The sequence below is a fragment of the Mesorhizobium sp. Root695 genome (genome assembly GCF_001428185.1).
In the GTDB taxonomy this organism is placed as follows: domain Bacteria; phylum Pseudomonadota; class Alphaproteobacteria; order Rhizobiales; family Rhizobiaceae; genus Mesorhizobium.
This window is the reverse complement of the sequence record NZ_LMHO01000001.1, coordinates 198,522-212,013: the sequence shown is the minus strand read 5'-3', so window position 1 is coordinate 212,013 and position 13,492 is coordinate 198,522. Positions and strand designations below refer to the sequence as shown.

General features: G+C 58.8%; 14 protein-coding genes and 1 pseudogene. 9 read left to right on the top strand and 6 right to left on the bottom strand.

Annotation, left to right across the window (positions count from 1 at the left end):
* Window positions 1–252: 252 nt before the first annotated feature.
* The gene (locus tag ASD99_RS33030; protein ID WP_162252288.1) at window positions 253–468 is read left to right on the top strand and encodes a hypothetical protein; all 216 of its coding nucleotides are present in this window, start codon (window positions 253–255) and stop codon (window positions 466–468) included.
* Window positions 469–768: 300 nt separating this feature from the next.
* Here the strand turns inward: ASD99_RS33030 and rpoH are convergent, their stop codons facing one another.
* The 4 genes from rpoH to ASD99_RS01065 form a co-directional block, all read right to left on the bottom strand.
* Entirely contained in the window at window positions 769–1,719 is a 951-nt protein-coding gene (gene rpoH / locus ASD99_RS01080) for an RNA polymerase sigma factor RpoH (RefSeq protein WP_082525696.1), read from the bottom strand.
* Window positions 1,720–1,854: 135 nt separating this feature from the next.
* The gene (locus tag ASD99_RS01075; protein ID WP_244482976.1) at window positions 1,855–2,229 is read right to left on the bottom strand and encodes a response regulator transcription factor; all 375 of its coding nucleotides are present in this window, start codon (window positions 2,227–2,229) and stop codon (window positions 1,855–1,857) included.
* A 115-nt stretch (window positions 2,230–2,344) separates the two neighbouring features.
* A complete protein-coding gene (locus ASD99_RS01070) occupies window positions 2,345–3,013 on the bottom strand; it encodes a response regulator transcription factor (protein WP_056593302.1) in 669 nt (222 codons plus the stop codon).
* Complete coding sequence (locus ASD99_RS01065; protein ID WP_162256670.1) at window positions 3,013–4,404, bottom strand: sensor histidine kinase; 1,392 nt, start codon at window positions 4,402–4,404, stop codon at window positions 3,013–3,015. The genes ASD99_RS01070 and ASD99_RS01065 overlap by 1 nt, the downstream gene beginning before the upstream one ends.
* Window positions 4,405–4,833: 429 nt before the next feature.
* On the opposite strand from ASD99_RS01065, the gene ASD99_RS01060 reads away from it, so the two are divergent.
* The 6 genes from ASD99_RS01060 to cyoD all read left to right on the top strand — a co-directional run bounded on the left by ASD99_RS01060 (window position 4,834) and on the right by cyoD (window position 11,063).
* Window positions 4,834–5,415, top strand: a complete 582-nt coding sequence (locus ASD99_RS01060) for an HdeD family acid-resistance protein (RefSeq protein WP_056593474.1) — start codon at window positions 4,834–4,836, stop codon at window positions 5,413–5,415.
* Between the two features lie 266 nt (window positions 5,416–5,681).
* Entirely contained in the window at window positions 5,682–6,908 is a 1,227-nt protein-coding gene (locus ASD99_RS01055; RefSeq protein ID WP_057142458.1) for an oxalate decarboxylase family bicupin, read from the top strand.
* Window positions 6,909–7,041: 133 nt separating this feature from the next.
* On the top strand, window positions 7,042–7,992 hold the full coding sequence (gene cyoA, locus ASD99_RS01050; protein ID WP_082525688.1) for a ubiquinol oxidase subunit II: 951 nt from the start codon (window positions 7,042–7,044) through the stop codon (window positions 7,990–7,992).
* Window position 7,993: 1 nt separating this feature from the next.
* Window positions 7,994–9,997, top strand: a complete 2,004-nt coding sequence (gene cyoB, locus ASD99_RS01045) for a cytochrome o ubiquinol oxidase subunit I (RefSeq protein WP_056593290.1) — start codon at window positions 7,994–7,996, stop codon at window positions 9,995–9,997.
* The gene (locus ASD99_RS01040; protein ID WP_082583106.1) at window positions 9,994–10,665 is read left to right on the top strand and encodes a cytochrome (ubi)quinol oxidase subunit III; all 672 of its coding nucleotides are present in this window, start codon (window positions 9,994–9,996) and stop codon (window positions 10,663–10,665) included. Before cyoB ends, ASD99_RS01040 begins: the two co-directional genes overlap by 4 nt.
* A complete protein-coding gene (gene cyoD / locus ASD99_RS01035; protein WP_057142457.1) occupies window positions 10,662–11,063 on the top strand; it encodes a cytochrome o ubiquinol oxidase subunit IV in 402 nt (133 codons plus the stop codon). The genes ASD99_RS01040 and cyoD overlap by 4 nt, the downstream gene beginning before the upstream one ends.
* Window positions 11,064–11,711: 648 nt before the next feature.
* Here cyoD and ASD99_RS01030 read toward each other — a convergent pair.
* Both ASD99_RS01030 and ASD99_RS01025 read right to left on the bottom strand, forming a co-directional pair.
* Window positions 11,712–11,924, bottom strand: coding sequence for an alkylphosphonate utilization protein (locus ASD99_RS01030; RefSeq protein ID WP_056593284.1), 213 nt, complete (start codon window positions 11,922–11,924; stop codon window positions 11,712–11,714).
* Entirely contained in the window at window positions 11,921–12,133 is a 213-nt protein-coding gene (locus ASD99_RS01025; RefSeq protein ID WP_056593281.1) for a hypothetical protein, read from the bottom strand. Before ASD99_RS01025 ends, ASD99_RS01030 begins: the two co-directional genes overlap by 4 nt.
* A gap of 99 nt (window positions 12,134–12,232) precedes the next feature.
* On the opposite strand from ASD99_RS01025, the gene ASD99_RS01020 reads away from it, so the two are divergent.
* Window positions 12,233–12,505, top strand: a complete 273-nt coding sequence (locus tag ASD99_RS01020) for a helix-turn-helix domain-containing protein (RefSeq protein ID WP_057142456.1) — start codon at window positions 12,233–12,235, stop codon at window positions 12,503–12,505.
* Window positions 12,506–12,641: 136 nt separating this feature from the next.
* Window positions 12,642–13,388, top strand: a pseudogene (locus ASD99_RS01015) (YoaK family protein); the annotation flags it as partial.
* Window positions 13,389–13,492: the final 104 nt, after the last annotated feature.

The window sequence follows — 13,492 nt, the reverse complement described above, 5'->3', positions numbered from 1 at the left end:
TATGGTGGTATCGGCTGTGAAACGAGATTCAGCCGGGCCGCAGTTCGGTTGGCGTGCGCGCCAAATCTTTCGGCGTTCGAATCCGGTCCCCACTCACGCTGTGGAGCCCGGATTCGAAGAGACTCTGGTGGATCACGGGCAATATGGGTACCCGAGATAGCCGTAGTATGGATACGGGTAACCACAGTAGCCGTCGTCATAAAAGTCACTGCCGAAACCGCGACCCCTTCTGAACCTATGACCGTCGCCGACATGGACGCCACGGACATGGGCGCCATCACCCATGCTTGCGATACGACCGTCGCCGCCAGGGCTCATGCCGTGGCTACCGCCAAAGCCTTCGCCGCGGCTGCCGCCAAAGCCTCCGGCATGGCCGCCACCGCCCATGCTCATGCCATGACCACCGCCGCCGCCGAAGCCGCCGCCGTGACCGCCGCCACCGCCGTGCGCCATCGAGGCCGTCGCTGATCCAGCCGCCAGCATTGCGCCCAAGGCGATCGTCGCCAAGACTGTTGTTGCTCTTTTCATAATACACTCCTGTATTTTAAGCTTTCGGAGCTGTTGAAAGCCATACTGATATAGATACAGGAGTCATTTCTCGACATAATACGATTGTTTGACGTTTATATATCTTTTAACTACATATATTACTTGTTGATTTCATGTGTTGCCGGCAAATGTGCCAGGCAGCGCCTTTGAGGCCTCGGCTGCAAGGTATCCCGCTCCGACCAGAGCGGGACCGGTCGTCGCATCGGATGCGCTGGCAACCTATGGGCTGCCCCAAGACGCTCCGGGATCAGGATGTGCGATGGACGCAACTCCAAGGTTCATGCGTTCGCCGACGGGCATGGCGTCCCGTTTCGCATAGACAACCTTCACTGCATTTTGCAATTTTTCGAAGGCGCGCATCTCAATCTGACGCACACGCTCGCGCGAAACGCCGAATTCGCTTGAGAGATCCGCCAAACTCCTCGGGTCATCCGCAAGCCGACGCGCCTCAAGGATGCGCCGTTCGCGTGCGTTGAGCACGCCAAGCGAGTCGATCAGCGCTCTATGCCGGTTGGAGGCCTCCTCGATCTGAACGAGCTTGTACTCCTGATTGTCCTCGCCCTCGACCAGCAGATCCTGCCATTCGCCTTCGGCTCGACCTCGCAGGGGCGCGTTGAGCGACGTGTCTCCGCCCATGCGGCTGTTCATGTAGACAACTTCCTGTCCCGTCACCCCAAGGTTGCTTGCGATGAGTTCCACCTGATCTGCATGCAGGTCGTTATCGTCAAGCGCCGAGAGGCGAGCCTTGAGCCGCCGCAAATTGAAGAACAGCTTTCTTTGATTGGGCGTCGTGCCCATCTTCACCAGCGACCAGGAGCGCAGGACATATTCCCGAATGGCCGCCTTGATCCACCAGACAGCATAGGTCGCCAAACGAAAGCCGCGCTCCGGTTCGAAGCGATTGACTGCTTTGATCAGACCGATGTTGCCCTCTGATATTACCTCCGACATCGGCAGTCCGTAGCCCCGGTAACGCATGGCAACCTTGGCAACCAGGCGAAGATGTGACACCACCAGTTGGTGAGCGGCCTCCGGGTCGTTGTGCTCGCGCCAGCGTTTTGCCAGCGCCTGTTCCTGCCCCGGCGTCAGCATGGGGAGATGTTTGATCGTGCCTAGATAACGGCTAAGCCCGCGTTCGCTCGACAGATTTGTTGTTGTTGCACGTGCCATGCAGCACTCCTTGCTTGCGTCGCAGGGGATCAGTTGCTTCCTGACGCCCATAGCTTTCGATGTTGGCTTCTCTGTTCGACGCTGCCCTGTTGGCCGCGCTCTTCGCTTGAAGGGCGAAGATGCACCCAGGCGCCGTTAGCGCGTGCCATGAAGTACAGAAGCGATACAGCTGATCATGGCCTGGCTATCCAAAGGCTTGCGGAAGAAGCCGATCGCGCCCGTTTCCCGAGCGCGTTTGCGGACGCGTTCCTCGGGAAAGGCGGTGATCAAAATGGTCGGTATGTGATAGCCATGTTCGATCAAATGATCCTGCAGCTCTATTCCTGTCATTCCGGGCATCTGGATATCGCAGATCAAGCACGACGTATCTTCCAGATTAGATGACCTCAGGAAGTCCTCGGCCGATTCGAATGCAAATGCGATGAAGCCCAACGATCTAACGAGGCTTGCGGTCGCAAGTCGAACGGACTCATCGTCGTCGATGATCGAGATCATCGCGTTACGGGTCAATTCACTATTCCTCCGTGCTTGCCGATGACCCAAGCATTGCTGTTCAACGACTGTTTCTCAGCGAGAGATTGCGCCTGCGGTCGTGAAAGCGAAAGTTATACAGAGGTGTAACAATTTATTTCCCGGGAGCGTCTATCCCCAGGGCGCCGGCCATCTTCACCAGGTCGGCCAGAGTTCTGGCACCCATTTTCTTCATCAGGCGACCGCGGTGGATTTTCACCGTGATTTCACTGAGTTGCATCTCGCCAGCGATTTGCTTGTTCATCAATCCAGTCGCGACAAATGCCATCACCTCGCGCTCCCGAGGGGTCAGGGTGCGCAGAAGGCTTTGCAGCTCCGACTGCGCCCGGTCTCTCTCTCGCCGTTGCCTGTCGCGCTCCAGAGCGCCGGCGACTGCATCCAGAATATCCTGATCTCGGAAGGGCTTGGTGAGGAAATCGACAGCGCCGGCCTTCATGGCGCGCACAGACATCGGAATGTCGCCGTGACCGGTCATGAAAATGATCGGCAGATGAATGCCTGCCTTGGCCAACTGCGTTTGAAATTCGAGTCCGCTCACCTCCGGCAGCCTGATATCGAGCACAAGGCAGCTCGGACCGTCGGGAAGCCGACTGTTCAGCAGTTCGGGAGCAGAACCGAAAAGCTCGACGCGCGTACCAACAGATCGGAAGAGGCTGCTTAAAGCTTCACGTAACGACGAATCGTCGTCCACGACCAGAACGGTCGGAGGCACAGCGCCGTCGTTGCCTTCTGATTGGGAGGGAGGGGCGGGGCGTCGGATCATCACCCGGCATCCTTTTCAACGCGTGGCAGGGAGAATTGGAATATCGCGCCTCCGCCTGGATTAGGCACGATCCACACACGGCCTCCGTGTGACTCAATGATCGACCGGCAGATAGACAGCCCCATGCCTATTCCATCCGCCTTGGTGGTGAAAAAAGCCTTGAACAATTGGCGGGCACTTTCGGGATCGATGCCTGGTCCAGAATCTCGGACTCTCACATTTGCCTGGTTGGATCCATCGATCGACGTCGTGACGAGAATTTCCCGTATGTCGCTCTTACAAGGGGCCATTGCCTGAATCCCGTTGATCAACAAATTGATCAGGACCTGTTGAAGCTGGATACGGTCGCCAAGTGCGGGCAGCGGCCTGTGGGCCAGATCCAGTTTCAGAGTGATGCGATTTGCAACGAACTCATGCCGCACCAACACGATTGACTCGTTGACGATCTCGTTCACGTCGACAAGGGTCATCTGGATGTCGCCCTTCTTGGACAACGCTCGGATTCGATGGACGATATCGCTGGCGCGTTGGGCGTCAGCGATGCTCCGCCTGACCGCGCTGCGGACCTCATCCAGATCGGGCTTGTCGCGATCGATCCATCGCAGGCACGCCTCGCCGTTCATAACGATGCCGGCAAGCGGCTGATTTACCTCGTGCGCGATCGAGGCCGTCAATTCACCCAAGGTGGTGAGGCGTGTCACATGGGCGAGTTCAGCCTGGGCCTTCAGCACCTCGGTTTCGGCTCGCCTGCGCTGTGATATGTCCGTATTCGTTTCGAGAACCGCCAACGGTTTGCCATCGGCATCCTTCTTCAGCGACCAGCGGCTGGAAACGACAACGACGGATCCGTCCCGCTTCGTGTGCATGAGCTCACCTTCCCAGCGGTCGGAGCTGAGCAGTTCCCGATTGATCTCGTTCAGTTCGGCTGGAAAGACGGTCTGCAGGAACTGATGGCTGGACTTTCCCGCCGCGTGTTCGGCGGACCAGCCGTAAATGGCTTCGGCACCACGATTCCAATAAGTGATCATATCACCCATGCTGCGTACGAAAATCGCATCATGCGTCAAATCGAGCAGTTGGGCTTTTTCAGAAAGGTCGGTCGAGGTCGACTGGTTTTTAAGGACAAGAAGGCTGGTAATGGCGATGGCCGAGATGCTCATGAGGCAGCGGCTGAGCGCGCCTCCACTGGCTTCGTCTCCGTGAACAATCCAGAAGCTCAACAAAGTGAGCGCTGCACAGCCGAACGAACACAAGACAATGCCACGCCTACGGAAGGCGGTACCCGCGAGCAGAATAACGACCACATAGAGGACCGCTACCGCCCCAGAAAATGGATCAATCGTATCGACAACGAATATCCCGGCCGCCAGAAGGATGGCCAGAGGGGCCACTAGCCGCGAATTGCCGGATGCTGGCGGAGATAGTCTGTGCCGCATAAGGTCTCTGCTCGGTTCCTGGTCGACGCTTGCGCTGCTGATCGACTCTCCGTGGCGCGCCGTCCAACCTAGGCAACTGGATCCTTTCTGCTTGTTGGAAATTGCGGTCGTCGGTGCCTGATTGCACCTTTGTCACCGCAACACCTCGCAGCGAATCCCCTAGAGACCGAGCGACCCATCAACGACACAGGCTTGGGAGCGAGCCCAAGATCTGGCTGAAAACACGCAAATCAGAGCCGGCCAAGGCAACAACGAGCAAGTCCTGGCAGCGACGAGAGCGGTATCACGAAACAGGATTATGTTCAACGCCCGGGCGGAACCCACCGCTCGCCTTCTTGTAACTACATCCGGCGGCGTTTCTCGACTGAACTGAAAGAGGAACTCATGGTACATGCGATCGAACGGTCCCGCAGTCTCGGCTCAACCTTGCCGGAGTTGCGTGCAAAATGCTGGCTTTTTATAATGCTTGGCATCGCGCTGCTGAGCCTGGGCTTTCTGGGATTCGCGAACTTGTTCGCCGCGACGGTGCTATCCGTCTTCTATATTGGCGTGTTGATGTCGGTCGCCGGCATCGCGCAGGTCGTGCACGCTTTCAATATTCAGGGATGGAGATCGTTTGCATTCTGGCTACTGAGCGGCTTCGCCTATGCAATCGCCGGCATCGCCGCATTCCACAACCCACTGCTTGCAGCCTCGGCCTACACGCTCGTGCTGGCAATCACACTCATTGCAGCAGGCATTCTGCGGTTCTGGGTAGGCCTCCAGTCCAGGCGCCATCTGGCCTGGGGCTGGGTTGCGTTTTCAGGGGTAGTCACGCTTCTTGCGGGCCTTGTCATCCTCTTCGGGCGGCCACTCAATACTCTGGCGACGCCAGGCGCGATTCTGGCAATCGACCTGACCATGCAAGGCGCGACGCTCTTGGCATTCGGTTTTGGACTGAAGAGCAGCGCGCTTTCGTGGATGTAAAAAATAGAAGCTGGCAAGCGTGATAGTTTGAGCGGTTCCATTTGCCGAAAGCCACTTGAGACGATCGCGAGCAGCGTGCTCCGCACCTCTCCACCTCTGACCGCCACGATCAGCGTGCGATTCAGCTATTGCGTGTGTCAACAAGAAAGACCTCGTCAGCGCCCGATCGATACCGTGTGTCTTACGCGCCAGGCGGACACTCATGCGGTCCGTGTCCCAACCAATTGGCGCCGTCGCAAAGCCCCCGTAGCAAGGAATGAAACAAAATGAGCATAGCCGCCGATAAGATATCCCGTCGAACCTTGCTGGCTGCGACTGCGGCTGGCGGCTTGTTCACGACGGCGACACTGGCCCAGGCGCAGAAAGGCGACCCGATAGCCAACGGTCGCGGCGGCACCAACCCTGGTCCGATGAATCCTTCCCGAATAGCCCAGAATCCGGATCTAATGGTCCCACCGAGCACGGATTCGGGTGAACTGCCGAATCTGCGCTTCTCGTTCGACGATGCCCATATCCGACTGTCTGGCGGCGGCTGGACCCGGCAGGTGACCGCACGCGAACTCAGCGTCTCCAAGGACATTGCCGGCGTGATCATGCGACTGAATGCCGGCGGCGTGCGTGAGTTGCATTGGCACAAGGCCGCCGAGTGGGCCTATGTTCTGTACGGAAGAGCACGCATCACGGCGGTCGATGCCAATGGCCACAATTTCGTCGACGACGTCGGCGCGGGCGACCTGTGGTATTTCCCGCCGGGCATTCCGCACTCGATCCAGGGCCTCGATCCAGACGGGACTGAATTCTTGTTGGTGTTCGATGACGGCGACTTCGACGAGGACAACACCTTCCTCTTAAGCGACTTTCTGAAACACACGCCTCCCGAGGTGCTCGCCAAGAATTTCGGCGTTCCGGCATCGAGCCTTGCGAACGTCCCCGATCCTAGCGAGCTTTACATGTTTCCCGCGCCGGTTCCGGGGCCCCTCAGCGCAGACAAGATCGCGGGCGCGGTTGAGGTCCCGCACAGCTTCAGCCACCGCATGATGGCACAGGCTCCGATCAAGATGAAACATGGCACTGCGCGGATTACCGACAGCAACGTGTTCCCAGCTTCCAGAACAATCGCGGCGGCCCTGGTCGAGGTCGAGCCGGGAGCGATGCGCGAGTTGCATTGGCATCCGAATACGAATGAATGGCAGTACTACATTCAGGGTCAGGCCCGCATGGGAGTGTTCGCGGCGTCGGGCGCCGCCCGCACATTCGACTTCCAGGCCAACGACGTCGGCTACGTACCCTTTGCCATGGGCCACTACATCGAGAACACAGGCAACACGACACTGCGATATCTGGAGGTATTCAAGAGCGACCAATTCGCCGATGTGTCACTGAACCAGTGGCTTGCCCTCACACCGCCGGAGCTGGTTCGCGCCAGTTTGCGTGTCGACTCGCAGTTTCTGCACGCCTTGCGCAAGGAGAAGTCGCCCGTCGTGCCGGCTTAACATCGCGCAGCCGGGTGCGCGAGCCGGTGACGCTGCCCTCGCTTCTCTTGCAGTTCTTGTTGTCGTTCCGGACCCGCTGCTCGGACGCGAAGCATCGTCCAGGATGCTCACGACGGCGTGAGGGAGCTCAGTGATGCCCGCCAGGTCGGATGGACTGCCAGCCCGCGAACGGCTTTTCCCGGGTCGTCGATCGCCGAGCGCCAGGGTGGCGCGATGCGCCGTCCTCCTGGCGCCGATCGTTTTGACTGCATGCCAGCCAGCGGTTCTCGATCCACAAGGGACGGTCGGGATTGCAGAGAAAACGATCCTGATAGATTCGCTCGCCATCATGCTTGCCATCGTGGTGCCGACGATCGTCACCACCTTTATCTTCGCCTGGTGGTTTCGAGCCTCCAACACAAGAGCGACCTACCTGCCGAATTGGGAGTATTCGGGCCGTATCGAGCTCATCGTCTGGTCCATTCCCCTCCTTGTGATCATGCTCCTAGGCGGAGTGGCCTGGATCGGATCCCATGAACTCGATCCCGCGAAACCGTTGACATCAAACACGCCACCGCTGGAGGTCCAGGTGGTCGCATTGGATTGGAAGTGGCTCTTTATCTACCCAGGCCAGCGTATAGCGAGCGTGAACCATCTTGTCGTTCCGGCCGGCACTCCCATTCATTTCTCGCTGACGTCCGCGAGCGTGATGAATGCGTTCTTCGTACCGCGGCTCGGTAGCATGATCTACACGATGAACGGCATGACAACCCAGTTGAACCTGCGCGCGGACGCTCCGGGCACTTTCCACGGCCTTTCGAGCCACTATAGCGGCGATGGTTTCTCGGACATGCATTTCGAGGTGCAGGCCGTGTCTGCGCAGCGGTTCGCTGCCTGGATTGATGCCACGCGCGACGTGGGGCCAAGCCTCGATGCCAAGAGCTACGCTGCCTTGGCAAGGCAAAGCGTGAACACCACTCCTTTCACCTTCCGTGCGGCCGATCCTGACCTCTTCCAGCAGATCGTCACACAGCAACTGCCGCCTGGGCCTGGCCCGCAAACCGGCCGGCCCAATCCGAGCGTATCCCCACAGACGGAGGACTAGCATGTTGGGCAAACTCAGCTGGGCAGCTATTCCCCTCGACCAGCCGATCCCACTGTTCACGGCCGCCCTGGTGGGTGTGGTGATTGTCGGCGTCCTCGCATGGGTCACGCTGAAGGGCTGGCTTCCGTACCTTTGGCGCGAGTGGATCACCAGCGTGGACCACAAGCGGATCGGGATCATGTACATCCTGCTCGCGATGGTGATGCTGCTGCGCGGCTTCGCCGACGCGATCATGATGCGGTCGCAACAGGCGCTGGCGTTCCGCTCCGAAGGCTACTTGCCACCCGAGCACTACGACCAGATTTTCTCCGCCCACGGCACGCTGATGATCTTCTTTGTCGCTATGCCCTTCGTGATCGGGCTGATGAACTTCGTCATGCCGCTGCAGCTTGGGATCCGCGACGTGGCGTTTCCGACCCTCAACTCGGTCAGCTTTTGGCTCACCGCTACCGGCGCGTTGCTCGTCAATATTTCGCTGGTCGTGGGCGAGTTCGCGCGCACCGGGTGGCTGCCGTATCCTCCCCTGTCGGAGATAGCCTACTCGCCCGGGGTCGGCGTCGACTATTATCTTTGGTCGCTCCAGATATCCGGTGTGGGCACCTTGCTCACAGGCGTCAACTTCGTCACGACGGTCCTGAAGATCCGTGCACCCGGCATGAACTTGATGCGGATGCCGATGTTCTGCTGGACGACGCTCGCCTCCAACCTGCTGATCGTCGCGGCATTTCCCATCCTAACGGCGACTTTGGCGATGCTGCTGCTGGATCGCTACCTCGGTTTTCACTTCTTCACCAATGAAGCCGGCGGCAACGTGATGATGTTCATGAACCTGATCTGGGCGTGGGGACATCCTGAAGTCTACATCCTAATCCTGCCGGCCTTCGGCATATTTTCGGAAGTGATCTCGACCTTTTCCCGCAAGCCGTTGTTTGGCTATCGGTCGATGGTCATGGCGACGATGGCCATTTGCGCACTTTCCTTCACTGTGTGGTTGCACCACTTCTTCACTATGGGGGCCGGCGCCGACGTCAACGCGATTTTCGGTATCGCTTCGATGATTATCGCGGTGCCCACGGGCGTGAAGGTCTTCAACTGGCTCTTCACGATGTACGGTGGCCGGGTCGTCTATTCCCAATCGATATTGTGGTCGATCGCCTTCATGATCACATTCGTCATCGGCGGGATGACTGGCGTCCTGCTGGCGGTGCCCCCGGTGGACTTCGTCCTGCACAACAGCCTTTTCCTTGTGGCCCATTTCCACAACGTCATCATCGGAGGCGTGCTCTTCGGTGCCTTCGCCGGCTACACCTACTGGTTTCCGAAAGCCTTCGGCTTCCGGTTGCACGAAGGGCTTGGCAAAGCATCGTTCTGGTGCTGGCTCGTGGGCTTCTATGTGGCCTTCATGCCGCTTTATATCGTAGGCCTAAAGGGTATGACGCGTCGCATGCAGCACTACGATGTCCCCGATTGGCGTCCCTGGCTGCTGATCGCGGCCGGCGGCACGGCCATCATCCTGGCCGGAATAATCCTGCAGATCGCGCAACTTGCCATCAGCATTCGCTGGCGTAAAGAACTTCGTGACGAGACCGGCGACCCCTGGAATGGACGCTCGCTCGAGTGGGCGACACCCTCTCCGCCACCAGCCTTCAATTTCGCGGTGCTCCCGAGCGTCGAGGGCGACGAGGCTTACTGGGACATGAAGCAACGCGCGCGCCAGCAGGCCATGCTGGGCGAGGAACCTCCCTATGCGGACATCGAGATGCCGAGGAACAGTCCCACGGGCTTCATCTGCGCCTTCTTCGCCACCTTCATGGGATTCGCACTGATCTGGCATATCTGGTGGATCGTAGTCCTGGCTGCGGTGTGCGCGTTCGCAACCTTTGTCGTCTTCGCCTGGCGGGATGAAGTCGAATATGTAATTCCGGCTGACGTGGTCGCACGCATCGACCGGGCCAACCGAACCGCGCGCGGCGAGACACTCGCCCTGTCGGGGACGCCGTCATGAGCGCGTTCGACGCGGCCGTCGGCCGGGACGGCCCGAACCACGTCGAGCGTGCCCAGGGCTCGCCGGATATCCAACACAGCGCGAAGCATGCGGCCTATGCGCTGGCGTCGAAGCGTATCATCGCGGGCTACGGCTTCTGGATTTTCCTGCTGAGCGACATCGTCATGTTCTCCGCCTTCTTCGCGACCTACGCGGTGCTGGTTGACGCGACGGCCGGCGGACCGAGTGGGCAGGGGCTGTTCGACCTCGGCAATGTCGGCATCGAGACGGCCTGCCTTCTCCTGTCGAGCTTCACTTGCGGCCTCGCAGGCATCGGCGCCCGGACGCGCAACGGATTCTGGTTCTATGGCGCGATGGCCGCAACCTTCATACTGGGAGCTGCATTCCTTAGCATCGAGATCCGCGAGTTCATGGGCATGATTGCGCTCGGGGCAGGCCCAACGCGGAGCGCGTTCCTGTCGGCCTTCTTTACGCTGGTTGGCTGCCATGGCCTGCATGTGGCCATCGGCTTGTTATGGCTGCTTACGATGATGGCGCAGGTGTTCACAAAGGGCTACCGGGCCGACATTCTGCGGCGCCTGCTTTGCTTCAGCCTGTTCTGGCATGCCCTTGATATCATTTGGGTCGGATTGTTCACAATGGTGTATCTGATGGGAGTCACGCAATGAGCCACGCCGAGCAGGACGAAGACTCGCACTACGTCGACACCGCGCCGGGTGACGAGAGCCTCGACGGATACGAGGCTGCCGAAGAAATCAGGACTTACCTGATCGGGCTAGGGCTCGCAACGCTGCTTACCCTGGTGTCTTTCTTTATCAATCGCACCGCGCTGGTTTGGGAACCAAGCATTCCTGTCGCGCTGGCCGTCCTCGCGATCGCGCAGATGGGCGTCCACCTCGTCTTTTTCCTCCACATCACCACCGGCCCCGACAACGTCAACAACGTCTTGGCGCTTGCCTTTGGTGTGTTGATCGTTCTCCTAGTCATCGTCGGATCGCTCTGGATCATGGCACATATGAACCACAATATGATGCCCATCGATCAGATCATGCAGATGCAAAGTTGACCCATAGCGAGGCGGACGCGATTTATCGCGGCAGAGGTGCCGTGCGCGTAGAGTCAAAGCTCAGCCAATGCGCAGCACATTTTCCTTTGTTTCGTGGCGCAACCGGTGGAGCAGATTCGCTTACAATCGCCGGGGTTGCCGCGTTTCACAATCCACAGCTTGCCTCGACTTACACGCCTGTTCTGGCAATCACATTACATCAGTTGCGGCAGGCATTCTGCGATTCTGGGTGGGCCTCCAGCCCAGGCGCCATCTGGCTTGGGGTTGGGTAGCGTTTTCAGGGATAGGTACGGTCCCACCGAGCACGGATTCGGGTGAACTGCCGAATCTGCGCTTCTCGTTCGACGATGCCCATATCGGACTGTCTGGCGGTGGCTGGACCCGGCAGGTGACCGCACGCGAACTCGGCGTCCGGGCGTGGCTGTGCGGGGCGTCGCCCATGTGCCGCGTTTCTCGGCCTGACTTGCCGCAACTCCGGAACCTTGAGGATGGGGCCTTCCTCACTCCAATCCTGCATCGGCGATGCCGCAACGTGCGAGTGCTTCTTCAATACGGTCCGCCAAAGTCGGAAAATCCGCGCCCTTGCTGCGTTTAAACCGCACGCTCGGGCAAGGTTCAGACAATATCGCCCATAGAAGGGCTGGCCCTCTAAGCTTTCTTCAGGAATTCCGTCCTGAGAACCAGATCTTTGACCTTTTCAGCCCGACATTCGACCTCATCCTCGTTACCCGTAAGATGGATGTTCTTGATCAGCGTTCCACGTTTCAGGGTCACGGAGGTGCCCTTGACTTTGAGATCCTTGATGACCGTGACGGAATCCCCCTCGCTCAGTGGGGTGCCATTGCTGTCTTTGACCCTCATGATCTTGTTTCCCGTCTTTGTGCATCGAGCTTGCTAAGAAGATCGGCGATTTCCTCGGCATCCTGCCGGTTCATTCCCACGATGGTTCTGCTGCCCATCTCGGCTGGCCGGCCGGTAAGAGCATCATTGACGATCCAGGTGCCAGCCGGCTCCTGACAGGATTTGTAGCGTTGAGTCATACAGACACGATAATCGCCGAGGCTCGCCATGCCAAGGGCAGATCATTCTTTTTCGTTTTGTATTGATGTTTCATGCATCAATGATACCATCGAGATTGTCATTTCTCATACCCAGACACTGATACCTCGATGATCACAGCCTTCCAGCTTCGTGCCGCCCGCGCCCTTCTCGACATCGACCAGAAGACCCTGGCGGAAATGGCTGGTGTCTCCGTGCCAACGATCCAACGCATGGAAGCCAGCCAAGGCAACGTGCGAGGCGTTGTCGATAGTCTGATGAAAGTGATCAACGCGCTGAACCGCGCCGGCGTCGAACTACTCAGCGAACATGTGCGCAGCGACGACGGCGGCCGCGGCGTCAGGTTCCGGCATCCCGATGCGCTGTTGGGCAAGCCGAACTAGACCATACTGAGTACACCTTCTGCGCCACACATTCACCGTCCCTCAACTTCCCTTTCTTCCAGAAACACCCAATGAGCCTCTCCCGGCACGGCAGCATGCGGTCCCGCTTTTCCGCACGGAAAGGCAAGGTTCGCTCATGATTCTGTATTTGCGCCGGTTGACCGGAAAGGAACGAAGCGAACGAACTGATCGGCATCTCGCTCGTTTTCTGACGTTCATCGCAGGAGCCGCCAATGCTGGCGGCTTTCTGGCGGTTCAGCAGTACACATCGCACATGTCCGGTATCGTTTCGTCGATGGCGGACCACGTGGCACTCGGCAATGTCGGGCTGGTGCTTTCCGGATTGGGGGCCTTGTTGTCATTTGTCGCCGGCGCGGCCTGTTCGGCGGTCCTGGTCAACTGGGGAAGGCGGCAGGGCCTGCAGAGCGAATACGCGTTCCCGCTTGTCCTGGAAGCGATCCTGCTGATCTGTTTCGGTCTGCTCGGCAGCCATCTCGCACGTCACGAAGCACTGTTCGTGCCAATGACGGTGATGCTGCTTTGCTTCATCATGGGGTTGCAGAACGCCATTATCACCAAGCTGTCGGAAGCCAGAATCCGGACAACGCATGTCACTGGCCTGGTGACCGACACGGGCATCGAACTCGGCAAGCTGCTTTATTGGAACATCTCGGGGAATGATTCGGACGAACTGTTCGTGAAAGCGGATCGAAGGAAGCTGAGGCTGCTTGCGTCGCTTGTCGCATTGTTCTTTATCGGCGGCGTCATGGGCGCCGTGGGTTTCAAACACGTCGGCTTTGCGGTGACGTTGTTTCTCGCTGCCATTCTCCTCGTGCTGGCGTCCATGCCAGTCCTGGAGGATGTCTCCGTTCGCATGAGGCGGCTCTGGCAGTAGCCCCATGGAGCTTTGCCACGTGCCGGATTTGGCCGTCGGCAATCCGGCACCATATCGGCGACAGCAAATTGTCTCTTGGCGTCACCCGACAT